General features: G+C 51.8%; 17 protein-coding genes and 3 pseudogenes. 5 read left to right on the top strand and 15 right to left on the bottom strand.

The features are described from left to right. Window positions 1-148 precede the first annotated feature (148 nt). Window positions 149-1,129: a S66 peptidase family protein gene (locus CBW46_RS17750; protein WP_089201310.1), complete on the top strand. Its 981-nt coding sequence runs from the start codon at window positions 149-151 to the stop codon at window positions 1,127-1,129. Between the two features lie 25 nt (window positions 1,130-1,154). Further along, complete coding sequence (locus CBW46_RS17745) at window positions 1,155-1,583, top strand: cell wall hydrolase (RefSeq protein WP_089201309.1); 429 nt, start codon at window positions 1,155-1,157, stop codon at window positions 1,581-1,583. Between the two features lie 79 nt (window positions 1,584-1,662). Here the strand turns inward: CBW46_RS17745 and CBW46_RS17740 are convergent. Next, a pseudogene (locus CBW46_RS17740) lies at window positions 1,663-2,585 on the bottom strand (AEC family transporter). A 226-nt stretch (window positions 2,586-2,811) separates the two neighbouring features. On the opposite strand from CBW46_RS17740, the gene CBW46_RS22100 reads away from it, so the two are divergent. Continuing rightward, window positions 2,812-2,934 (top strand): hypothetical protein, encoded by a 123-nt coding sequence (locus CBW46_RS22100; RefSeq protein WP_279386471.1) that lies wholly within the window; start codon window positions 2,812-2,814, stop codon window positions 2,932-2,934. A gap of 108 nt (window positions 2,935-3,042) precedes the next feature. Here the strand turns inward: CBW46_RS22100 and CBW46_RS22380 are convergent, their stop codons facing one another. The 9 genes and pseudogenes from CBW46_RS22380 to CBW46_RS17690 all read right to left on the bottom strand — a co-directional run bounded on the left by CBW46_RS22380 (window position 3,043) and on the right by CBW46_RS17690 (window position 13,361). Continuing rightward, the gene (locus CBW46_RS22380; protein WP_111361088.1) at window positions 3,043-3,219 is read right to left on the bottom strand and encodes a DUF3973 domain-containing protein; all 177 of its coding nucleotides are present in this window, start codon (window positions 3,217-3,219) and stop codon (window positions 3,043-3,045) included. 149 nt (window positions 3,220-3,368) lie between these two features. Then, the gene (tatA, locus tag CBW46_RS17730) at window positions 3,369-3,569 is read right to left on the bottom strand and encodes a twin-arginine translocase TatA/TatE family subunit (RefSeq protein ID WP_089201308.1); all 201 of its coding nucleotides are present in this window, start codon (window positions 3,567-3,569) and stop codon (window positions 3,369-3,371) included. 22 nt (window positions 3,570-3,591) lie between these two features. Then, window positions 3,592-4,320, bottom strand: coding sequence for a twin-arginine translocase subunit TatC (gene tatC, locus CBW46_RS17725; RefSeq protein WP_089201307.1), 729 nt, complete (start codon window positions 4,318-4,320; stop codon window positions 3,592-3,594). A gap of 478 nt (window positions 4,321-4,798) precedes the next feature. Then, window positions 4,799-5,731, bottom strand: coding sequence for a bile acid:sodium symporter family protein (locus tag CBW46_RS17720; RefSeq protein WP_089201306.1), 933 nt, complete (start codon window positions 5,729-5,731; stop codon window positions 4,799-4,801). Between the two features lie 514 nt (window positions 5,732-6,245). Continuing rightward, the gene (locus tag CBW46_RS17715) at window positions 6,246-8,816 is read right to left on the bottom strand and encodes a DUF2339 domain-containing protein (RefSeq protein WP_089201305.1); all 2,571 of its coding nucleotides are present in this window, start codon (window positions 8,814-8,816) and stop codon (window positions 6,246-6,248) included. Window positions 8,817-9,045: 229 nt separating this feature from the next. Then, window positions 9,046-9,195: pseudogene (locus tag CBW46_RS17710) on the bottom strand (hypothetical protein); the annotation flags it as partial. Between the two features lie 203 nt (window positions 9,196-9,398). Continuing rightward, on the bottom strand, window positions 9,399-11,192 hold the full coding sequence (locus CBW46_RS21430) for a hypothetical protein (protein WP_165842366.1): 1,794 nt from the start codon (window positions 11,190-11,192) through the stop codon (window positions 9,399-9,401). Between the two features lie 588 nt (window positions 11,193-11,780). Next, window positions 11,781-12,071, bottom strand: coding sequence for a hypothetical protein (locus CBW46_RS17695; protein ID WP_165842365.1), 291 nt, complete (start codon window positions 12,069-12,071; stop codon window positions 11,781-11,783). Window positions 12,072-12,080: 9 nt separating this feature from the next. Then, on the bottom strand, window positions 12,081-13,361 hold the full coding sequence (locus tag CBW46_RS17690) for an ArsB/NhaD family transporter (protein ID WP_243633382.1): 1,281 nt from the start codon (window positions 13,359-13,361) through the stop codon (window positions 12,081-12,083). Between the two features lie 308 nt (window positions 13,362-13,669). On the opposite strand from CBW46_RS17690, the gene CBW46_RS17685 reads away from it, so the two are divergent. Beyond that, window positions 13,670-14,422, top strand: coding sequence for a PepSY domain-containing protein (locus CBW46_RS17685; RefSeq protein WP_089201301.1), 753 nt, complete (start codon window positions 13,670-13,672; stop codon window positions 14,420-14,422). Window positions 14,423-14,648: 226 nt separating this feature from the next. Here the strand turns inward: CBW46_RS17685 and CBW46_RS17680 are convergent, their stop codons facing one another. From CBW46_RS17680 to CBW46_RS17670, 3 genes are read right to left on the bottom strand one after another with little or no spacing between them, the layout of a single operon-like run. Continuing rightward, window positions 14,649-15,821: an NAD(P)/FAD-dependent oxidoreductase gene (locus tag CBW46_RS17680; RefSeq protein WP_089201300.1), complete on the bottom strand. Its 1,173-nt coding sequence runs from the start codon at window positions 15,819-15,821 to the stop codon at window positions 14,649-14,651. Between the two features lie 20 nt (window positions 15,822-15,841). Then, window positions 15,842-16,564 (bottom strand): methyltransferase domain-containing protein, encoded by a 723-nt coding sequence (locus CBW46_RS17675; RefSeq protein ID WP_089201299.1) that lies wholly within the window; start codon window positions 16,562-16,564, stop codon window positions 15,842-15,844. After that, window positions 16,554-17,744, bottom strand: a complete 1,191-nt coding sequence (locus CBW46_RS17670) for a type III polyketide synthase (RefSeq protein WP_207802320.1) — start codon at window positions 17,742-17,744, stop codon at window positions 16,554-16,556. The genes CBW46_RS17675 and CBW46_RS17670 overlap by 11 nt, the downstream gene beginning before the upstream one ends. Window positions 17,745-18,129: 385 nt before the next feature. Between CBW46_RS17670 and CBW46_RS17665 the strand changes: the two genes are divergently transcribed. Next, window positions 18,130-18,348 carry a YgaP family membrane protein gene (locus CBW46_RS17665; RefSeq protein ID WP_089201298.1) on the top strand — a complete coding sequence of 73 codons (219 nt, stop codon included), beginning with the start codon at window positions 18,130-18,132 and terminating at the stop codon, window positions 18,346-18,348. Window positions 18,349-18,468: 120 nt separating this feature from the next. On the opposite strand, the gene CBW46_RS17660 is transcribed toward CBW46_RS17665, so the two are convergent. Next, window positions 18,469-19,104, bottom strand: coding sequence for a TVP38/TMEM64 family protein (locus tag CBW46_RS17660; protein WP_165842364.1), 636 nt, complete (start codon window positions 19,102-19,104; stop codon window positions 18,469-18,471). A 1,190-nt stretch (window positions 19,105-20,294) separates the two neighbouring features. Further along, window positions 20,295-22,697: pseudogene (locus CBW46_RS17655) on the bottom strand (heavy metal translocating P-type ATPase); the annotation flags it as partial. Window positions 22,698-22,726 lie beyond the last annotated feature (29 nt).

Here is a 22,726-nt window from a genome sequence, read left to right as displayed (position 1 = left end):
AACAGAGTGTCATTATTTTGCGTAAGAGGCGCATAGGATGACATAGCACTGTGCTCATGTGATTGGAAAAAGTGAGCTTGCATACTCTTGGCAAACTGAGTCAGAGCATTGGATTCGCCTATGATTTTTCTGGGAGGAGGGTACACTTATGGCTATTCGGCCGCCTATGCTGCAGCGGGGAGACACAATCGGGATTGTCACTCTCGGCAGTCCATTGGATGCGGAAGTCATTAATGAGCGCGTGGCGTATCTGAGGAACCTGGGTTTTAATGTGATATTGGGACGGTATGTGTATGCCAGTAACGGGTTTTTGGCGGGAACCGCCGAACAGAGGGCTCGTGACTTGATGGATATGTTTGAAAATCCGCAGGTTAAATTGATTCTGCCCACGCGAGGCGGGGTGGGCGTAGCCGATATTCTGCCTCACCTAAATTATGAGCGCATCCGACGGAATCCGAAGCTGATATCGGGCTATAGCGATATTACGATACTGTTGAACGTTCTATACCAGTACGCCAACCTGATTACGCTTCAGAGCTTGATGTTGATTGATTTTCGACCGGACACGCCGCCGTATAATTTTAATCAATTTTTTGCTGCAACGTCCACATTGAGCGTGAATAGGCGGATAGAAAACCCGCCGGACATACCGCAGGTAAGCCGGGTGCCGGGCAACGTCACGGGACCGGTCGTCGGAGGCAATCTGACATCATTCGTCGATACATTAGGTACGCCCTATGAGATTGATACCAGAGGGAGGATTCTGCTGATCGAAGAAACACATGAGCCGACGAATAGAGTATACAGGTTCATGAATCATTTGCGCCTGGCGGGGAAGTTCGATGACTGCATCGGAATTATTATGGGGCAATGCACGGGCTGTCCGGCGGCTTACGGCGTTTCCTATGAAGAGCTAATCAATAACTTCGTCGTGCCGCTCGGCAAGCCGCTGATGACCAATCTCACCGCAGCACATGGCGTGTATAAAGCCTCTGTCCCTATTGGGGCCATCGTAAACATGAATACCGTGAACAACACGCTGACTCAGATCGAACCTACGGTGAGCCCGGCAAATCATTTCCCACAACAGCGCAACCGTAGAGGGCAATCAGAGAGCCGCATGACATGATTAAGAATGCAAGGAGGTGAAAATGATGGCGGTTGTCAAGGCCAGAGATCAGGACATTGCTCTGTTAGCGCGACTGCTGAGGGCAGAAGCGGAGGGCGAAGGCCCACAGGGCATGCTGATGGTGGGAGTCGTGGGGATTAACCGTATCCGCGCCAATTGTTCCGATTTTCGAGGGTTACGAACCATACCGCAAATGGTGTACCAGCCCCATGCATTCGAGGCGACGCAGCACAGCTATTTTTATCAAAAAGCGAGGGAACGCGACAGACGGCTGGCGCGCAGGGCCGTGAACGGCGAGCGAGTATGGCCTGCTCGATTCAGCCTGTGGTATTTCAGGCCGCCGGGCGATTGCCCGCAGACTTGGTACAACCAGCCGTTCGTAGGACGGTTCAAGCGGCACTGCTTCTATGAACCGGAAGCAGAGGAGTGCGAAGGCATTTATAATACTTATTGATATCACTGGCAGACGGGGTCAACTCCCTTGTCTGCCTATTTTGTTTGTGGGGCACAGCGCTTCGGGTAACATCGGGCGATCACTTCACCAGCACAATCAGAAATGGCAGTACGGCAAAAGACGCCAGCGTGGACCAGAGAATGCATTTCGACACAAAATTAGGTGCCGCATTGCATCTCTCTGCGAGAACCACGGCATTGACTCCGACAGGCATCGCGGAGAGGATCAACAGGACGGCAAACAGCGTCCCTCGACATCAAGAATACGCAATACGCACCAGGCGATAACCGGTGCCAGCACCAACCGGACACCCATGCCGGTCCAAAACGTTGTCTGCAGCGCACGATGGTGCTCAGATCTTTTCACGCTCACCATCTGCGCTCCCAGCACCGCCAGCACCACCGGGGAGTATGCGGCGGCTACCATGGACACGCCCTGTTCAACGCCGGCAGGCAGGTGAAGATCAGAGGCCCGAAACACAACGGCCACAATGGCCGCGTAAATAGCAGGCAGTGAGAATATCGACTTCACGGCATTATTGACCGAAAACTGGGAACGTGCCGCAAAATATACCCCAACCGTGTGTACGATGATCATTTGGCCTATCACATATACGGAAGCGTGGTCCAATCCCAGCTGTCCAAACGCCAACAGCACAAGCGGAAGTCCGTAATTGACACTGTTGGTCAGCGTGGATACCAGGGTCAGGCCGGCGGTCTCGGGCGAAGCCAGCTTCAGCAGTTTGCCCACTGCATTCGCGATAGCCCATAGGAACATAAGATTTAGCAGCGAAAATCCAATTGTTTTGTACACGTCCCCAAAAGATATTTGCGCGGTCAACAGTGTGTCCAATATGATTGCAGGACTCAAAAAGTACAAATACAGCGTTAACAGCGGCTTGGTATCCCAGCTCTTAAAGCGCCCAAGCACCGCGCCCACAATGACCGGTATGGACAGCGGGACAATGACTTGGAACAGCGTTGAAAAAACCGTATGAACCATAGCTCCAGCGTCCTCTCTGTATAGGAAGCACTTCTTCATGCGATATCTGTACTATAACTCCAACCCACCCCTGCGTCTAAGACATAAATTGAATAAATTTGATAGAAACAGCCTATGGCCCAGTCATATTCAAAAAAAAGGAGGTTTAGCTTGCCACATATTTGACCATGATGGGTAGTAGGTGCGAATGAGGAACTGCAACACGCTTCGGGGGAGGTGACAGCACGTGAAAGATCAACTCATCGTTCAAAAAATCAATGCAGCCATCATACATAACCGTCTCAATTTCTTGCTATGGGTCAGGACTGGGAATCCGCAATACCTCAACTTGATCAGCAAAAAGGGTTAAGCCAACGCTGGTGGTACGGCATATTAATCAACTCGGACAGCAAAAACGGAGCCGTACATGATGTACGAACTCCGTTTTTTCTCTGCCTGGCGTGTGCACTCGCATATGTTATGCGGTCGCTGTCGTGTGCGTGGTGTGCTGTATCTCAGGCACATGAACCTCGAGCTGACATACGCCTGCATGATATCGTTGGCCTGCGACATAGTGAAAACCGCTTTGAAAAATAATCTCCTTGTCAGACCCGTTCGCTGCGTGAATCGCCGCACATTGGATGCAATAATACATGTGGTTTGGACCCCATTTCTGTCATTAATACAATCTTAGACAAAATATATGAGGTTAAAACGCTGTTTATGACTAATTGGACAAAATTTGTGTGAGACACGAATGGAATGGACGCGACAGGGTCTTTTTCCTCCAACGGTGCTCAACTGTTACTTCTTTTGCTCATCTTCTTTCTTCTCACCTTTTACGTCTTCCGTAATGTCATCCACTACACCTTTGGTCGAGTTGCGGAACTCACGCAGCGTGTCGCCTACGGCTCTTCCCAGCTGCGGCAGTTTTGCCGGGCCGAAAACAACGAGTGCAATGATTAAAATCAGAATCAAGCCTGGGATCCCAATGTTGGACATTATGTTTACACCTCCTATCGTTGAACTATGAATTCATCGCATTCTCACGTTTGCGCAACTGCCAGCCCGACACAACGATGCTTAACTCAAACAATAAAATCAGCGGAATGGTAACAGCTATATGTGATACAAAATCAGGCGGTGAAATACAAGAACCTACGATAACGAGCACCAGATATGCGTATTTCCTCACTTGTCGCAGACGCTGTGGAGTGAGCAAACCGAGCTTGGTTAAAAACAAGATCACCACCGGCATTTCGAAAGCGATTCCCATAGGGAAAATGACATTAAACATAAAGGAGAAATAGCGGTCGATCCCGTACGTTTCGACGGCCCCGATGCTCTGGTTCAGTTTCCCCATAAACGAGATCATCATAGGAAACACGACAAAATAACTGAAAGACAGTCCCATGACAAAAAGCAGAAAAGACAGGGGCACATAGGTTAATGTACCCTTCGCCTCCCTTTCCGTCAATCCCGGTTTGACGAAAGCCCATATGTGATAGAGTGCCAGAGGCAGAGTAAATAGAATTGAAAAAACAAAAGCACATTTCATGTAAATAAACATACCGTCTGTCAATGAAAACACGTTCCAAACAATGTTCACTGCTGCCGGCTGGGATTTAATAAACGTCAAAATGTTTGGTGACAGATATAATCCTGCGCATAAAGTGATAAAAAACCACACGATCACATAAACCAAACGTTTTCTCAATTCAGCAAGATGGCCTACAAATTCGTTTTGTTCTTGCATTCTATCACCTACCTCTTAATACGGTAAGGCCATGTGCTATTCAAGCTTCCCACCCATGTTGTGTGTCGGTCAAAGTGATATGTTTATTATACCACTGAATAGACTCTGCTTTAAACTTTTCTCCCCAAGAAGGTGTACCGCTCGAGGCCACCGCCACGGCGGTTTTCGCCTAAGTTAATGGTGGCATACTTGTAGCTTATCCCCTGCCAAATTTTTGCTATTCCTCCGTCATTTTACGCCTCAATTCGACAAAAAGCTATAAGCAAATTGTGAACGTTGCGTGTACGAAATAAAAGCGCTGCCATCGGCGATTCGCTATCCGCACAAAAGTGAGGTCGCGAGCACAACATGAAAAGAGCCGCCCGTTATTCGTCTCCCTTGTCGCATCGGCAAGGTGTTATGCCTCCGACTATCAACTGATGTAAGGATAAGAACAACGGGCGGCCTGGCCGCAGATGAGATGAGTATCACATCATATTCAATTCTTAGCGCCGTCCTCTCGCTTCGCAAACCATGTCGCTAAGATCGAGCCTGAAATATTGTGCCACACACTAAATATCGCACTTGGTACTGCGGCGAGCGGATTAAAATGCGCAGCCGCCAAGGCCGCGCCAAGGCCGGAATTCTGCATGCCTGTCTCGAGAGTCACGGCTTTTCGCTTCGCAAGGTTCATGCCAAATAGTTTGGCAAAGAAGTAGCCCAACACAAAACCTAAGCCGTTATGCAAAATGACAACAAGAAAAATGAGTGCGCCTGTTTCGATAATTTTTCCCTTGTTGAGCGCGACCACGATAGCTACAATCAGCACAATAGCAACGGTTGAGACGAGAGGCAGAGCCTTGACACTAGCCTCCGCCTGCTTTTTGAACAGCGCCTTCACAATGACGCCGAGCAAAATCGGAATGATCACAACTTTGATAATGTCCATGAATAGCGACTCCGTGTTAATGTCCATCCACTGACCCGCCAAAAGTGAAATAATTGCAGGCGTCGCCAAAGGCGCGATTAAGGTAGAAACCGACGCAATGGATACGCCTAGCGCGACGTCGCCTTTCGCAAGAAAAGTCATAACGTTGGACGCGGTACCGCTGGGGCAGCTGCCAACCAGAATGACACCGACTGCGATTTCAGGCGGCAGCTTAAGCGCGACTGCCAGCACGAATGCAAGACCCGGCATGATCAAATAATGTCCGATCACCCCGATGACGACATCCATAGGGCGGCGAAATACTTCCCGAAAGTCAGCCGACGATAGAGTGAGCCCCATCCCGAACATCACTATGCCCAATAACAATGAGATGTGATTTTTTAAGCCGACAAACAGCTGCGGAGCGAAAAATCCGAATATGGCAAACACGATAACCCATACCGAAAACGTACCGCCTACGAATTTACTGATTCTTTCCACCATACAAAACGCTTCTTTCCTATTGAATTCGCTTATCGAAATAAACTTCACATATCTTACTACACACCTTATGTATTCTCCAACTGTTTTTTATACAGATATAAATAAAAATGCCGGATGGGGTTAACCTATGGATGATCTACTAAATTTTGCAGGAGGGATTCCAGTGACACTAGAGCCTAGCGATTTCCCGGAGGATATTGAACTAGATGAGGCGGAGGAGTTAGCGCCCGACGTAGATGAGGATGGAGATTACGTTCACGTAGAGTGGGCGGGCTTCATTTAACACCGGCCACTGAAAAAGGGGGCGGGACGGCAGATTGTCGCCGTGAACCCCGCTCCTAAATGACTTGGTCTGGCTAGTACGCCGCCCCGCGCGGCTGCATGGCGCCGCGACGCTGTGTCAGCCTGCAGACCGGTTTTCGGGCTGTGAGCTGTCGGCTGCGGCCTACTCGGGCCCTCAGTTTTTTCGGGCTGCCGGCTGTGGGCTGTGACTACTCGGACCGTCAAAGCGGTGTTAGCCTTTGGCGTCCGTTTTTCTTTGTGTATCGTGGGTTTCGTCCAGTCTGGCCGATACTTTTTGATATACAAATGAAATCCCGAGCAGCACCAGTCCGAAGCAGAAGTAGGCCATAATCTTGCTGCTGGTGGACAAGTAACTCAGATCATACAAGAAAAGTTTGCCTGTAGCGAACAGCGTAATCGCAAGGCCCAACCGCCGAATGTAGATGTAATGCTTCCGGAAGCCATACATGATATAACCAATTGCCAGGAACAAATAGGTCAAGCTGAAAAGCAGCTTCATTGCGCCCATACGTAATTGCACATCAATAAACACAGTTACTATAGCGAATAAGTAAACTCCCATGAGGATTGGATACATCTCCAAGCTCTGGCGGTGCCGACGCAGGAAAGCCATCAGCAGCCGGCGCCCGCTGAAACACACGTATACATTGAAGCCGAGAAGCAAGGCAAGCGCGATATAATTTGCCGCTGTGTTGTACGAGTAACGAGGTTCGAGCGTGGGAATATTCAAAGTCATGTACTGGCATATCAAGTAACTCATCGCATACAGAAAAGCACAGTAATACTTCACCACACGGTCGTACAGCACTCTGGTTTTGCTCAGCGTGTATGCGAGAGCGATCGAGACGAATGCCATGTACAACCGTTCGTAGAAGTCATAGTGCGAAAACCCGACCGGCACCGCTGCATTGTACAGCCGTCCGCCCTCATATAGGAGGTAAAACCATGCATTGACCACAGAGAAATACTTGAACACGGTAATTACCCGAAGCTCCGTCAAGCTGTTGGATGCCGCCGTGACTGTGTGTGATTCAGCAGTTTGCTTTGCTCTGAGAGCATAAAACACGGAAACGCCGAGTGTACCTAAAACGATCGAGCTGAATTTTACATTAAAATTAACGTTGTCATAATAACGCAGCAATTCCGTCGGGATGTCCCACAAGTAAAACGCCAATAAGCACAGCAGCAAAATACCCCATCCGCCCCGCTCCAATTGTTTGTACCGGTACAAACCGCCATAAATGATCAACAACACGCCCTCCACCAGCCATCCCGTCGACAGCCAACTGCTGCTAAATTGGAACGGTATCATGAGAACGGCAAACGTCAGCGAAGTAGCGTAAAACAGCACCCGTGTCGGCTTTTCCTGCGGTATCACTCTTTGCGCAGCTCTGCCGAGGCCGAAATACACCATACAAAAAATCAGCGCCAGCAATCCCCTAAAGTCCTCCAATCCGGCTTTCCCAAACAACACATGCAGCATTCCACAGCTGGTCGCCGTGCTTAGTGCAAGTAATGTCACATCCCAGCCGGACAGCCTGGTTTGGTGCTTCATCGGATAGTACAAGGTGATACCAAGATACATGACGAATATGAGCGCCGAATACAACATACCTGCCGCTTCACTATGTGCCAGCAGCACGAGCGCTACCATCGAAGGGGCATGGAACAGAAAGCTGATATAGTTCACGACCACCCAACGCTGCCTCAGAGAAACAAGTAAGATGAGCAGATTAAGCAGGAAGAGATATCCCATCGCGGCGTAGACGGCACTGCCATCGAGCCCAAATGTGCCCACATATGAAAAAAACGGAAAATATCCTCCGACCAGACCTAATGAGCAAATTGTCCGAGAACGGTATCGGAGCGATAACAGGACTGCCCCTGCCGTGACGATTACCGACAGCGCGAAGCTGACATATATGTTGATGATATCAAGCAAAAAATAGCTGTAAAAAATGGACCCGTAGAATACGGAGATTCCGCCGCCAAGTAAACCTAGTGCAAAGGTCTGTCTATTTTTGTGAAAAAACCACTCTCCTCCCGCAAGCATCAGCGCCGCCAGCAGAAAAAAGGCCAATCCTTTCATATGTCCGCTAAACCAAGTCGAGTAGGAATACTTGAATGCGGCACCCACACCTATAACGATGAGCAGTATGCCAAGCTTGTTTATCCAATTCAATCCGATTTTCATCTCGATTTGATTTTGTTTTATGCGGCGCTCGGCCGTCTCCTCACTTATGCCTTCAGCAGCAAGGCTCTGTAGTCCATGCCCCACCCTGGCTTGCACCCGCATCTCTTCTTCCGCCATACGCTTACGGTGTGCAGCAATTTTCTGATTCAAGTCGGCCGAAAGTTGTTCTAATTTCTGTATAATCTCTGTCTGCTGCCCGTTCAACCGGCTGGAGGCTTCACGGAAGAGATGGTCGATGTCATGTGTTGCCTGCTGCTCGAATGTGTGAAGCCGATTGGAATGAGCTGCCGACTGTGCGGCGAAATACGTGTCCAGTTTTTCATGTGATGCAGCGAGGATGCTCAACTTTTCGTCGAGCATTCGTTCCATCAGCGACGCGCGCAGCTTGACATTCTCTTCTTCCTTCTGTTTATATTTGGCCTGCAGCTCGGTCCAACGGAATTTGTAATCCTCGTACTGCTGTCGGAGCTTCACATTGTCATGGATGATGTCATTGGACTCGTACGCATCGATTAACGCTTCATACTCCTTCATCAAACGGTTCTGATTATCCCGGATGAATAACAGCCGATCCCTGAAATCGTTCATCTGTCGCCCTCCACTGACATTGTTGGTTAATAATTCCATTTTATTCGCAGGCATACAGCAAAAAAAGTACTATCTTCGCATAGTACTCACAGGTGAGACGATTTGTTATTGTATTAAACCATACAGATTAATTGGGCAGCTTGTGCTCCACCATGATACTGCTAACGCCTGATCAGCCAGCGGCCGTCTATTCCGCAGACCCCGCTTCGATCGTTTCGTCCGCACTGCTCTATTTGTTCGATTGCTGTTGAATGATCTTCTCCAACGTCTGTGCACTCTGGATGCCTTTTACCACTTGCTGACCTATGGTAAGCGTCGGCACAGCGGATATACCGGCTTCATTGTACGCATGGTTCCGCGCTTGTTGGTGCACGTCCCCTGTGCTTTCTTGTCTGCAGCGCGTCGCGAAATTCCCCGGTGTTAAAAGCTTTCAACCTCAATTTTTTTTCTGCAAGTCAGGTTGGGGCAGCAAAGCGGGAGTGAAGATTCCTACTATGGCGTTGCCCATAAAAAAGCAGCGGGCTGATATATAGTCAGCCCGCTGGCAGCTTTATCCGAATTGAACCCCGGATAACTTGTGACTCAGAAGTAGCCATCGGGCATGAAGCTGCGGTATGGAACGATTTGGAATTGTGGGTTCAATCCAGCCGCGGTGCCGTACTGTTGTCCGCCAGCCATTCCCATTCCTCCGCCAGCCATTCCGCCCATGGCAGCGCCGCCCATTGCGCCTGCTCCCATTGCTCCGCCAGCCATTCCGCCACCGGCCATGCCGCCACCGGCCATGCCAGCGCCCATGCCGCCATCCATAGGAGGAGCTCCCATGGCTCTGCGGTCCATGCCGCCGTCCATTGCGAAGTAGCCGGTACCGTATGCTCCGCCAGGAACTGCGCGGTTCATTCCGCCTGCTCCGCCAGCCATTCCGCCCATGGCAGCGCCGCCCATTGCGCCTGCTCCCATAGCTCCGCCAGCCATTCCACCATCCATCATGCCCATGCCGCCGCGCATAGCTCCGCCGGCCATTCCGCCGCCCATAGCTCCGCCAGCCATTCCGCCGCCCATAGCTCCGCCGGCCATTCCGCCGCCCATAGCTCCGCCAGCCATTCCTGCGCCCATGCCTCCGTCCAGCAGAGCAGCGCCTGCTTGAGCTGTGCGCATCATGTCTGCGCCGACAGCAGTGGCACCGTTACCCATTAGGCCGGTAGCCATTCCTCCGCCCATGCCATCCATTCTGCGCAGTCCGCTTGCGATACCGCGAGCCCGGCTAGGAGGTGCAGCGTAAGGTGCTCCGTCTTCTTGTGCTTCAGGGTTCACGCCGCCAACGAAACCTTCGCGGCCAAAGAACGCGCTGCCGCCACGTTGTGCGGGACGAGTGGAGTCTCCACGCAAGTCTTGGTCATGTCCAAGACGGTTACCACGGTAGTTAGGCATATGGTATGGAAGAGTAGGTCCAATGCGCCAGTATTGTCCGCCTTCCAGGTCACCTGTGTTGGAGTTTCTGGTCTCCCCGCCGAACAAGCTTGTGCGGATAGCACCATTGAAGTTGTTGTACATACCGGCACCAATAAATCCTGCGCCGCCCATGCCAGCTGCTCCAACTCCACCTGCTCCGATGGCACCTGCGCCCATCGCGCCGCCACCCATAGCACCTGCACGGCCGTAACCGCCATAGCCCATGCCGCCATCCATCATACCAGCGCCCATTGCTCCGCCAGCCATGCCGCCATCCATCATGCCAGCGCCCATTGCTCCTCCAGCCATGCCGCCATCCATCATGCCAGCTCCCATTGCTCCGCCGGCCATGCCACCATCCATCATGCCAGCTCCCATTGCTCCGCCGGCCATGCCGCCATCCATCATGCCAGCGCCCATTGCTCCGCCAGCCATGCCGCCATCCATCATGCCAGCGCCCATTGCTCCGCCGGCCATGCCGCCATCCATTCCAATACCCATGCCGGTGCCCATTGCTCCAGCATATGCGCGTGCCATATTTCCGTCCATTGCCATTGCATTTATTCCTCCTCTGTATGTTTGTCCAGCTATTGATCCATTGATCGCAGTGGCGCCCATGGCACCACCATATGTGCCGCCAGCCGTCATTCCGTTCATTGCACCCGTACCGAATCTCGCTAGTCCACTTCCTGCCCCTGCGCCCATCATCCTCCCGTCCATGGTAGCTCCGTCAACGGCTCGTGCACCCGTTTGGCCCATGTTTCCCTGACCGTAAAACGAGCTACCTTGGCGGAATCGTTGGTACACCGATGGCACCAGGCCGATTGGCTGATAGCCGCGGTATAGTCCCGCGCTGCCGCCCCTGCCGTAAGTATTCGCACCGTCTCCCATTGTTCGCGGAGGAGGCTGTGGATAGCTCATGCTCATGGTCTTCCCTCCTTTTTTTAGTGCTTCTAGGAGAATTTTTTCCTCATCCGTTAGAAGCCATTATTATTGTCAGTATTTTCTCTTGTTTTTATGAAAATATATAATTGGAAATTTTAAGCAAAGGGCAGTTTGCTGTAAATCTCCCTTTAATAACATTACCTTCTGGCGGAATTTCATCCGAAAAAATTAAACATCGATCCCCTAGTACAAAAAAAAGGCTGGCAACCAACACGCAGGTGGTGACTCTTTTACCGTTTTAATTCTCGATATATCTCACGCAGCTTAACAAATACAAAAAGAGCCCGTCACACCATAACCGCTCATGCAATGCGTCCGGCTCTGGTGACAGGCTCTTCCAGCGTAAACCAAATTCAATTATAAGGTGGTGCGCGGCGGTAAACCTTCTGCCCCCCGAGCATGGCAGCAGCGGGCCCTTGTGGCACCGCGACATAGCTCGGCGATTGGCCGATTGCCACAGCAATCGCATGGAGCATCTCAATCTGGGTTGCAGAATCCAGAATCGCATCGCATGCGCGCTGTCACGGGCGAGCGCATAAAGCCCCCGGCGTGGTGCAGCCCAGCGTCAAATTATTCCCATGCTACGCTTAACAGCAGTCGATGCTTCATCATTGCAAGAATAAAATCCACATAGAAATCATGTCTAACGATGATCCGGTACTCGCCGTTTAAGTACAGATAGGACAAAACATCCGTTACGAGATCGTTATTTTCAAAATCACGTTGCACGGCCTGCAGTCGTTGTTTAAGCTGTTGGGTGTCCCCCACCAGACGAATGCGGAACTCGAAATCATTTTCGTTCGGCGATTCACTAAGCTCGATCATTTTGTCATCGAACGTATACTTCAGCATGAATCCCACGTCCCTTCCTCACATTAAATATCGTACGTAAATATAAATACTCGATAATATAATGGACAGAATCATCAATGGAAAAGCGTATAGCAGATACCGCACGAAGGTCAGTGGATATCCCTCCTTGGCAGCCAGCCCTGCGACAATTAAATTCGCACTCGCTCCAATGAGCGTACCATTGCCGCCCAAGCACGCGCCTAAAGCCAGGCTCCACCAAAGCGGCTCCAGATTTGTCACTCCCATGTTGCCCATTTCCTGTATCATTGGAATCATCGTCGCGACAAACGGTATGTTGTCAAGAAACGCAGATGCGATTGCACTCATCCAGAGGATTAACATGGAAGTGGTCAACAGATCACCTCCGGTCACTTCGATCGCTTGGGCTGCGAGCCTCGCTATCACCCCGGTCTCAACTAGGCCCGAGACAAGCACGAACAAGCCTACAAAGAAGAAAATCGTAATCCACTCCACGCTGCGAAACGCCTTTTCCAGCATGTGTTCACCGGTGATGAGAAGCAGAATGAACGCGCCGGTTAATGCGACTGTAGCGGATTCTAGATGCAGAGCCTGATGCAGGAAAAAGCCCAAGATGGTAAGTCCCAGCACAATCAGGCACTTCCTCAGCAAATTGCGGTCGGTGATGATACCGGTCTCATCCATATCCATGATGCTGCGCTGCAGCTCAGGTGTGGATTTAATTTGCTTGCCAAACATCATAAGAAACAGCGGTAAATAGGCCAGCACAATGATAACGGCAATAGGTGCCAAATTGTTGATAAACGCCATAAACGTTAACTCTTCCACTGCGCTGCCTATCATAATGTTAGGCGGATCGCCTATCAGTGTCGCGGTACCACCGACGTTCGAAGCGATAATTTGCGTGATAAGAAAAGGTATCGGGTTAACACGCAGCTGTCTTGTGAGACTGAAAGTCACCGGCACCATGAGCAGCACAGTAGTGACATTATCGAGGAATGCGGAAGCGAAAGCGGTGATAAGCACTAACAAGACCATAATCCTTTTGGGATTGCCTTTCGCCATTTTGGCTGCTTTCAATGCCACATACTTGAATAGCCCGGTCTCCGCCGTCACGCCTACGATGATCATCATACCCACCAGAAGTCCAAGCGTATTAAAGTCGACGTGATGCAGTGCTGTTTCTTGATCCACGATTCCCAGGACAATCATTAAAACTGCCCCGATCATCGCCAGGACGGTACGGTGGATTTTTTCAGAAATAATCAGCGCATAAATAATTAAGAAAATGCCGATTGCTAAAATTGCCTGCTGCTCCATAATGCTCTCCCCTAGCATGTTAAGATTATGACCATACTGCGGTCTAAATACCACGGTATAGTTACATATTCGCTGCCATTGCCGCTGGATTTGCGTGCAAAAGCAAAAAGAGCCCCTTGGTGACAGGCTCCTCCGTTAAATCTCCTATATGTAGTTAACATAGTGAATTATTATGGTTAACATCATACATTTTTTTCTGCCTAAAGTAAATGAGACATCACTCTGCTGTCACAAAACCGCCCAAGGTCTGAATTATATGGAAAAAGTATCCCAATAATAGGAATATTCTATACGCGGGGGGATTGCAGATGACCGCTTTCAGCGTACCATTTTTCATGGCTTTAATGCTATCAGGGATCGGTGAGGATTCAATCGCACTGGGCTATCAATCGTCGGAGAACTATCGCTCGTCCTCGCTTGATGTACAGTTGTCAGACGCACAGCCGCTTGCGAGGCACGACGTGCGTGAAGCCCTTGATCAATTTACCCGGACGAACGGCGGTCGCGTCGAAGTAGAATGGAATCACAGCTTGCGGACGCCGACCCTGCTGAGAGGAAAATTGACCGCGCCCTCCAATCACTCTCCTGGGTGGATCGCGGCAGGTGTGTTAAGCCGTCTAAAAACAGTGTACGGACTGAATCACCCTCACGATGAACTGAAAATCATTGAAGTGCGGAACACCCTCGGCGGCGCCAGTCACATCCGTGTGCAGCATGTGCTTTTCGGTACGCCCGTCTATGGCGATGAACTCATCGTACACATCGATAAGCAGGGCGTTGTCCGCCAGGTAAGGGGCGCCATTCACCCGGAATTGCATAAGCAATTGTTTAATCGGCCATTGTTTGCGGTGCTCTCGGAAAAGCAAGCCCTAGCCGCGGCAACCGCGGCGCTTGGAGCTCCACTAGAAGCGGCGGCACAGCGGGAAGTAACGATGCAGTACATGCCGACAAGAAAAGGGATTCCACTGGTCTATGTGATACAATTTCACTACAGTCGGCCCACGCCGCAAACAAGAACGGTCATCGTGCACGCATTGACCGGCAATGTTATCTCAGAGTAGCGTAATGCCATCGGGACTCATCGCTGTTACGGTGGAGGGGAGCACCATATTCCACAGCACTAGCGAGACTGATGCCCAGCACTGCAGGTGCCATATTCCACAGTACCAGCGTGAATCAATGCCCAGCACTACAGGTACGCGATGATTTTGCCGCTCAACGGAGAGAGAACAAACCGCCTGCGAAAAAATCAACCTATTTCTTGGCATCCCGATAACTAAATTGTTGTTACCGGCTGCTCTCCCGCAAGCGTGTGGCACGAACCAGCATCGATGCCAGCCCAGGAGCCATCCTTGCCGCCGCCCAGGCCAAACGGCCGGCAATTGGCGCAAAACAAAGGGCATGCGTTAGCCGCCCCCACCGGAGCGGGCCGGTAAATTCCGCAAGCACTGCCGCCGTATACTGCTGCTGCCATTTTTGCAGCGAAAGGCGGCCCCTCAGATACTGATCTGTGAGCGGCTCACATAAGAGCACCGAGCGAAGAGCCATAGACATGCCATCGCCACACAGCGGCGGAACCACCACAGCGGCATCACCGAGATGAGGGATTGTCTGCCAGGGCTGAGGCCTGTCCGATAGTGTGACCGGGGCCAGAGCCGCCTCGGTGCCCTCTGCCGGCTCTGCCGGTGTCAGCCGCCCTGCCAGTATCGGGTTACTGCGGGCCGCCGCCTCCAAAATAACCGGCACCGCGGAACCCAGCCCATGTACCGAATCCTTCGTGAATAGGGCTGCTGCATTCACCACCCCGTTTTCGACGCTATTTAGTCCCACGTAGCCGCCTGCGCAGACATAAAGTTCAACGGCAGAAACCGGTCGCATGCCTGTGAGGTGGCATTTTATGCCGACGTAGGTTGTCCGCCCCTTGCCCGGGGTTCGATTGGGAGCATCTGTTTGGCTAAGATCATCGGGCAGAAGCCCTCTTCGGCGGCGGCCGCCCCATGCAGCAAACACCGTCCGTGCTTGGAGCAGTTCTTGTTGTCCGCCCCGCCGCGTCTCAACCTCGTAGTACATTCCCGCCTGCCGAACGCCGATAACGGTGGTCCCGGTGCTTAGCTCTGCTCCTGCCCTCCTTGCCGAATCCAACAGAGCGGCATCAAGCGAATAACGGCTAATGCCCCAGGCGATACCAGGAAGCGGAACATCTACTATTTTACCATGTCGCGCAACAAGGCGGGCTGTTGAGATAGTGCTTGGCTCAAGGGAGCGGACCGTGCCGTAGAGACCCAGCTCCTCGAGCATCGCTTGACTCTCCGGGGACAGAAATTCACCGCATACTTTTATACGGGGGAATGTGTCGCGATCCAGCAGCATCGTTGACCACCCCCTATCCGCTAATCGCTTCGCCAAACTGCTGCCGGCAATGCCCGCTCCGATGACTACGGCGTCCCACAGCTTGCCCAACCGCCTCATCTCCCCTCTGCCTAGGTGACATCCTTCGGAATCACGACGGCATATCTAAACATCGGCCTCCACGAGTAAGATAACCCCGTCGTGCCTAGATCGTCCCTTAGCCGGTTCCAATCTTCGGCGCGAAAACCTTTCGCCACCGATAGCGGACCGTCATGCCGAATGTACCGGTTTGCAGATACGGCACGAGTGGCCAACCATACCGCGGTCCATGCCAGCCAATGCCGGTGGATGTCACTTACAACGACTCCCAATCTCGCCGCCTTTAGCATCGATGCAGTCACTCCAGGCAGCTCATTCTCATCAAAATGATGCAGAAACTGCGACCCGGTCACAATGTCTGCGCAATTCCCGGGCAGATCGTACACGCTGCGCTGCTCCACCTGCACGCGGGGCTCACGGCGAAACAATAGACGCGCCTCCTCACATGACTCTTCGGTCAGGTCAACCAGTGTGATGCTTAAGTTCACTCCGCGGCTGCTACCCCATCGAAGAATTCGCCGATTGACATCTCCGGATCCTGCCCCGACATCAAGAATGGTCAGTTTTTGCGGCTTGCCGGCATACCGCCACAGCCGTTTGAGACCGTATAAGCAGGGACCTGCCGCGCTAAATATACGGTTCAACCGCCGGAGATGGCTGAGCGCCTCCCGAAGCTCCGAGCCTCCCTGTGAGAAGTCATCCATGAGCTCGGCGGCGCTCGCCCGTCGGCTTAAATCCGGTATTTTACGCTCCATGTTCAAGCACCTCTGACTGATAGGCGGGTGGAACATACGTCAGTGTTTGCAGTTGCGCTGTAAGGCCAGGACCAAACGCCAGCGCCAGACCGCTTTTGGGGCCCGCACCGGCAAGCGATAGCTCCTCCCGCATCGCATGCATAACAAAAAGAATCGTAGCAGATGACAAGTTTCCATACTGCAGCAGGACATTCCGGCTGAAGCGGGTTTGGTCGTCAGTAAGTCCGCATACGGCCTGGATGGCATCAACAATCCCTCGGCCTCCAGGATGGATAGCCCACAACTCAGGGGGCGCATCCCCGCCCGGCAAACGGCATATCTCCGATAACAGGCTGGCACCGAGCAGCTTCGGGATGTCAGGCGATAGGTAGAGCTTGAATCCATAATTGCCTACGTCCCATGTCATCGCCTTGGCCGTACCTGGCAGAAGAGATGAATGCCCGCTCCCCAGCCGAAACGAACCTTTGCGCCCTGAGCTGGATGCCGCCCCGACGACGCAGGCCGATGCTCCATCCCCGAAAAAAGATGCGGCAAACAGATCCTCCCGCCGGCTTGACGGCTGGATATGGAGCGTACACAGCTCCACACATACAACCAGTATCTTCGCGGATTGGGCGCCTAAGCATAGATCGTGAGCCAGCCCGATCGCCTTCAATCCCGCCGCACAGCCAAGATAGGTCAGCGGAATCCGGTTGACCGTCGGGGACAGGCCAAGCTGCCAACATACCTCGGCGTCAAGTCCCGGCAGAAACTGTCCGGTGCAGCTAACCGTGATCAGATGAGTGATTTGGTCGGGAGCGGTGTTGGCGTCTTCCAACGCCTCACGCGCCGCACGCAGCGCAAGCGGCACCGACTCCCTTTTATATATGTGCATTCGCTCTTCGGTATTCGGCGGTGGAACGTCGGTGGACGGCAAGAAACGGTATGTATCAGATGCATCAGATGAATTGAGCAGGCGGGGCTCACACGTGTATCTAGTCTTGACGCCGCACTGCCGCAGCACCCGCTTCATCCATCTCATGGCATCCGGCTGCTCGGCAAATGCTTGTTCCAGCTGGCGGGCTGCGTCATCTTGACTAAACCTATGCTCCGGCACGGCTGTGCCTATCCCACAAATGGCAGCACCGGCGGAGTGTTGCTCCAGCGGCTGTGAATGTGAAGCGATACCTGCGTTAATCATGATTGCCCCCCTTTGACGAAACAGAAATTGGGTAAAAATGTCATACAAGCGCGATACTTCACCGGATAATCACACGCGGTGCAATAATTGTTTTTACCCCAGTTCATATGGGAGCAAAACTTATGATGCCAATAAGTTAATATGCCCTTTTGTCGGCAGATTATAGGCCTTCGTATCACGTATGCAGCGTGGCACGAGCCAGCGTGTCTGGCCTTCCTGTGACCGTCAAGCAGTACTGTCGCAGGTTGCGGCACCAACTGTTGACACATGTACACGAATAACCGTTCACTTGCCAGTTTTTTAATACCGCCCTGGAAGAGCGAGCAGCTGTGTGAATCGTGATTTTCTCTGAGACGGGGGCAAAATAACGACGGGGGTGATTTGAGTGAAATGTAATGTGGGCAACACGGAGCGCATTGTACGGATGTCAATAGGTGGCGCCATTATGCTATCGGGATTGTATTATAGACGTTGGTGGGGCCTGCTGGGGCTCGCTCCGATTCTGACTGGAGCATTCCGCTACTGCCCGGCGAACAATATGCTAGGTCTCGACAACTGCCAACGGAAAAACACTAATATTGCGATGACCAATTCTCCAGCTTAGCAAAACAATGGCCGCGGCATCGCGCGACCTGCACCCTGCAGCACAGACATCGTAAAAAAGCCCCTGGCTAATGCGATGCCTGCTTAGGGGTGCATTTTTTCTGCAGCAAATGTTACAAGTTTAAGCAGCCTTAGATTTGTTGGCAGCCCGCTTTTGATAGGATCGATAGAGCATCCATACTAAGAATAGAAACAGAGCATAGCCCAGCGCTGTCCAAGCCACTTGCCGCCAATCGGAGACAAGTTGGTCGCCAATGATGGCAAACACAAACATTACAGGTATTTTGCCAATCAGGGTGGCCGCAAAAAAGGTGCCGAAACTCATCCGGCTCAATGCGGTATACACATTTACTGCGAGTGCAGGTATAAACGGAATAAGCCGGGCGGTTAAAACCGCGACAAACGCGTGTTGTTCCATCAACTGCGTGAATTGATCTATACGCTTATATTTAGCCAAAAATTTTTTCCCCTGCTCCTGAAAAATTAACCTCAGTGACAAAAATAGCAGAGCAGCTGCGAACGTGGAACTGAATACGTTTAGGGCACCGCCGACAACGGGGCCATATTTTGCGCCGATTACACCTGCCACCACCCCGTAGGGCAGCACCGGTACCATAGCCAATAATACAGCGATTCCAAATACAAGCACGAGATCTACACTGCCAGCCTCCAACCAATGAAGGACTTCATCTTTATACATAATCATCACGATAATGGCTGACACGTAGCCAAGACTGATTAGCCACTTTTTTAGCATATAACGGACATTCTCCTCGGTTCGGCATTTTCTCAATCCATTCCTTGGACTCCCCCTGATCTGAGTTCGACTGGGCCCAGAATCACCATCCCCAATGGTTGGCTGTGCGCCCATCAAAAATCATACAGTACCCGTCGCTGGGTGTTCAAGTGCACCGCACTGGCTAGGTGCATCACAGTTTAGGAGTGACATGCTTGGCTTGCTCATACCGCCCACAAGTGCGTGCTTAAAAAAGAAAACGGCCGCCAGAGGCGGCCTGAGGCGGCCTATGTTTAAGAAACTTGAACAACGAAGGGCACGGTAAACACTTTTCCTTCTCGTTGAAACTGCCCCCAAATTTTATACGTTCCCGGGCTTGGGAATTTAGTCATGAACTCAGCGACAGGCCCTGTTGCCTTCTCATCAACCGGATGAACATGAAGATATTCCTCAGTATCTTCACTCAGAACGACCACATGACCTATAGCTCCCAAATACTGCTCCAAATCCGTGATGGGCTCTTTTGTGTCTGCATCGGTGAGCTGGAAGTTCAATTCAAAATCTTTCCCCGCTTCCGGATGATCGTTCTGAAGAGTAACTTGAATACCGTCGACAATTTTGGAATGGCTTTGATCCGAAGTCACAGGAATAGCCGCTGCAGAAGCACCTGCGACCTTGATCCAGTCGGTTTTTGTCGTTTTGCTTCCATTCGAAGGAACGTAATCGGCAATCAATTTGTATTCTCCGCCGGACGGGAAGTTATTGGTGATCACAAATTCACCCTTCCCTTTGTATTCCGGATGAATATGGTTGAAATATGACAAATCCTTGCTCACTACGATCAAGTGCAGCAATTTCTCGTGCTCGATGTCAAACTTATCTACCGGCTGACCGGCTTCTTCCTGAATATTGATTCGTACGATAGTCTCTTTCCCTGCTTCAGCATTCTCTGTTGACCAAACCGCGTTTGTTGCCGTCGTGCTCGTGTTCTCGCTGTGACTTCCGTGAGAATCAGAGCCGCCGTGTCCGTGTCCTGCTGCTGATTGCTGCCCGCCTATTGGTTGTTGCCCTCGCGACTGATCACCAACCGTTGGAACATTCGCCTGTTTACCAAAACCATACCCTGCAAAGAACGTCATTACAACGAGCAATACAATCAAAATAAACTGCCGTTGACCCATGTGACCTTCGCTCTCCTTATCTTTTCTGTCTACGTGCTGTAATCTAAGGGCATTAAGCACAACCGACACCGAACTCAGGGCCATCGCCGCTCCTGCAAGCCACGGTTCGAGATAGCCCAGCGCTGCAATCGGAATTCCGACCACATTGTATGCCAGCGCCCAGAACAGATTTTGTTTGATGTTCCGCATCGTTTGCTTGCTCATTGAGATGGCATCCGGAATGCTGTTTAAGTCACCGCGCATTAAAGTTACATCCGCGGCTTCCATGGCCACGTCCGTCCCCGTGCCGATCGCCATTCCGATATCCGCTGTGGCAAGTGCTGGGGCGTCGTTTATTCCGTCCCCCACCATGGCGACTTTTTCCCCGGCTTGTTGCAGTTTCGTCACTTCATTCGCCTTGCCGTCCGGAAGCACTTCCGCCAATACATGATCGATCCCCACCTGGCGTGCTATGGCATTGGCGGTGCGTTCGTTGTCGCCGGTCATCATGATGACCGCAAGGCCCAGCTGTTTCATACGGGCAATCGCTTGTCTCGATGTTTCCTTGATCGTGTCGGCGGCGGCCACCATGCCGGCGTAACGGCCATCGACTGCGACCAGCATCGCGGTTTTGCCTTCGGATTCCAGCTTGCCCATTTCTTCAAACGCCTTCTCCACGTTGACGTCGTTCTGAGCCATCAGTTTCTCTGTTCCAACCAGAATGCTTCTGCCTTCCACAACGGCGGTGATGCCATACCCCGGGATCGCTTGGAACGACTCAGTCGGTGGCATGGCAATGCCTTTGTCCCGGATGCCGGCAACAATGGCTTCTGCCAGCGGATGCTCGGAATTCTTCTCCGCCGCACCGACCCAAGATAAAACTTGTGCCTCCTCGAATTCTTCGTGGATACGTAAATCAGTGAGCTGCGGTTTCCCCTTAGTTACCGTACCTGTTTTATCCAACACGACTGTTGTCACTCGCTGGGTGTTTTCCAGGTGCTCCCCGCCTTTGAACAAAATACCTAGTTCCGCGGCGCGGCCAGATCCGGCCATGATTGACGTTGGTGTCGCAAGTCCCAGCGCACAAGGGCAAGCAATGACAAGTACTGCGATGGCATTCTCGAGAGCTTCAGCCACATCGCCCGGCCCTAGGACGAAGTACCAGATCACGAAGGTGATAGCGGCTATCCCGACCACAATCGGCACGAAGATGCCGGATATCACATCCGCGACCCTCTGAATCGGAGCCTTGGACCCCTGTGCTTCTTCCACAACTTTGATGATTTGCGATAGTGCAGTTTCTTTTCCTACCTTGGTCGCCTGCACCTTTAAAACACCGTTTTTGTTAAATGTGGCCCCTATCACCGGTTCACCGGGATGCTTCGCAACCGGAATGCTCTCCCCGGTTAACATGGACTCATCCACTGCTGACACGCCTTCCAAAACAACACCGTCAACCGGCACTTTATCGCCTGGTTTAACTAAGAAGATATCGCCAACCGCAACGTCTTCCACCGGCACGACTTTTTCCTCACCGTTACGAATGACGGTTGCTGTTTTCGCCCGAAGACCCACCAACGACTTGATGGCTTCGGAGGAACGCCCTTTGGCCAACGCCTCAAGCAGCTTTCCGAGCAGGATCAACGTAATCAACACGGCACTGGTTTCATAGTACAGAGCCGACGAAATATCCCAGATGGTGGCATACAGACTGAAAAAATACGCCGCTGACGTTCCGAGAGCCACAAGCACATCCATATTCGCGCTGCCGTTGCGTAAAGCTTTGAACGCCCCGATGTAGAACCTGCCGCCGATAATAAACTGGACCGGTGTCGCCAAAGCAAACTGAAACCTAGGCTCCATGAAAATTTCCGGTACCCAGATCCATGCCGTGAACGAGAAGTGTCCGACCATCGCCCACAGCAAAGGGAAAGTCAAGATGGCGGATATGATCAGCATCCATTGCTGATGACGAATTTCTCTTTGCCGGTGATCGCCATCCGTCTGCGCTTCCGTTTTCGGCGTGGCTTTGTATCCCAGCTGCTCAACCTTCTTGATTAGCTCCGCGGTGCTTACCATGGATGGGGCATATTCCACATGCGCGGTTTCCAGCGCGAGATTGACGGTCGCGTTGACCCCCTCCAGCTTGTTTAGCCCCTTTTCAATGCGGGCTGCGCAAGCTGCGCAAGTCATTCCCACAATGTCAAAATCAGCGGATTGCTTGACCGTTCCATACCCCAAATCCTTAATTTTCTGCTCTACCCGGGACATATCAACCTTCGCCGGGTCGAATTGAACGGTCGCTTGCTCAAGTGCAAAGTTTACATTAGCTTGGGAAACGCCCTCCAGCTTAGTTAGCCCTTTTTCTATTCGGTTGGCACATGCTGCGCAAGTCATACCCGTCACTTGCAGCGTTGCTTGCTTGTTAGCACTGTTTGATTGGGACTGGCTCATTGCACTCACCTTTTCCGTAAGGACCTTAC

Origin of the sequence: Paenibacillus xerothermodurans (assembly GCF_002220865.2) — a bacterium.
Taxonomy (GTDB): domain Bacteria; phylum Bacillota; class Bacilli; order Paenibacillales; family NBRC-103111; genus Paenibacillus_S; species Paenibacillus_S xerothermodurans.
The sequence above is the reverse complement of the archived record's forward strand: the minus strand, read 5'-3'. Positions and strand labels throughout refer to the sequence as shown.

Bases quoted from the DNA above. Each gene is read 5' to 3' on its own strand.
- CBW46_RS17750 (WP_089201310.1), top strand. From the start codon at position 149: ATGGCTATTCGGCCGCCTATGCTGCAGCGGGGAGACACAATCGGGATT.
- CBW46_RS17745 (WP_089201309.1), top strand. From the start codon at position 1,155: ATGGCGGTTGTCAAGGCCAGAGATCAGGACATTGCTCTGTTAGCGCGA.
- CBW46_RS22380 (WP_111361088.1), bottom strand. From the start codon at position 3,219: ATGTATTATTGCATCCAATGTGCGGCGATTCACGCAGCGAACGGGTCT.
- tatC (WP_089201307.1), bottom strand. From the start codon at position 4,320: ATGCAAGAACAAAACGAATTTGTAGGCCATCTTGCTGAATTGAGAAAA.
- CBW46_RS17720 (WP_089201306.1), bottom strand. From the start codon at position 5,731: ATGGTGGAAAGAATCAGTAAATTCGTAGGCGGTACGTTTTCGGTATGG.
- CBW46_RS17715 (WP_089201305.1), bottom strand. From the start codon at position 8,816: ATGAACGATTTCAGGGATCGGCTGTTATTCATCCGGGATAATCAGAAC.
- CBW46_RS21430 (WP_165842366.1), bottom strand. From the start codon at position 11,192: ATGAGCATGAGCTATCCACAGCCTCCTCCGCGAACAATGGGAGACGGT.
- CBW46_RS17690 (WP_243633382.1), bottom strand. From the start codon at position 13,361: ATGGAGCAGCAGGCAATTTTAGCAATCGGCATTTTCTTAATTATTTAT.
- CBW46_RS17685 (WP_089201301.1), top strand. From the start codon at position 13,670: ATGACCGCTTTCAGCGTACCATTTTTCATGGCTTTAATGCTATCAGGG.
- CBW46_RS17675 (WP_089201299.1), bottom strand. From the start codon at position 16,564: ATGGAGCGTAAAATACCGGATTTAAGCCGACGGGCGAGCGCCGCCGAG.
- CBW46_RS17670 (WP_207802320.1), bottom strand. From the start codon at position 17,744: ATGATTAACGCAGGTATCGCTTCACATTCACAGCCGCTGGAGCAACAC.
- CBW46_RS17660 (WP_165842364.1), bottom strand. From the start codon at position 19,104: ATGCTAAAAAAGTGGCTAATCAGTCTTGGCTACGTGTCAGCCATTATC.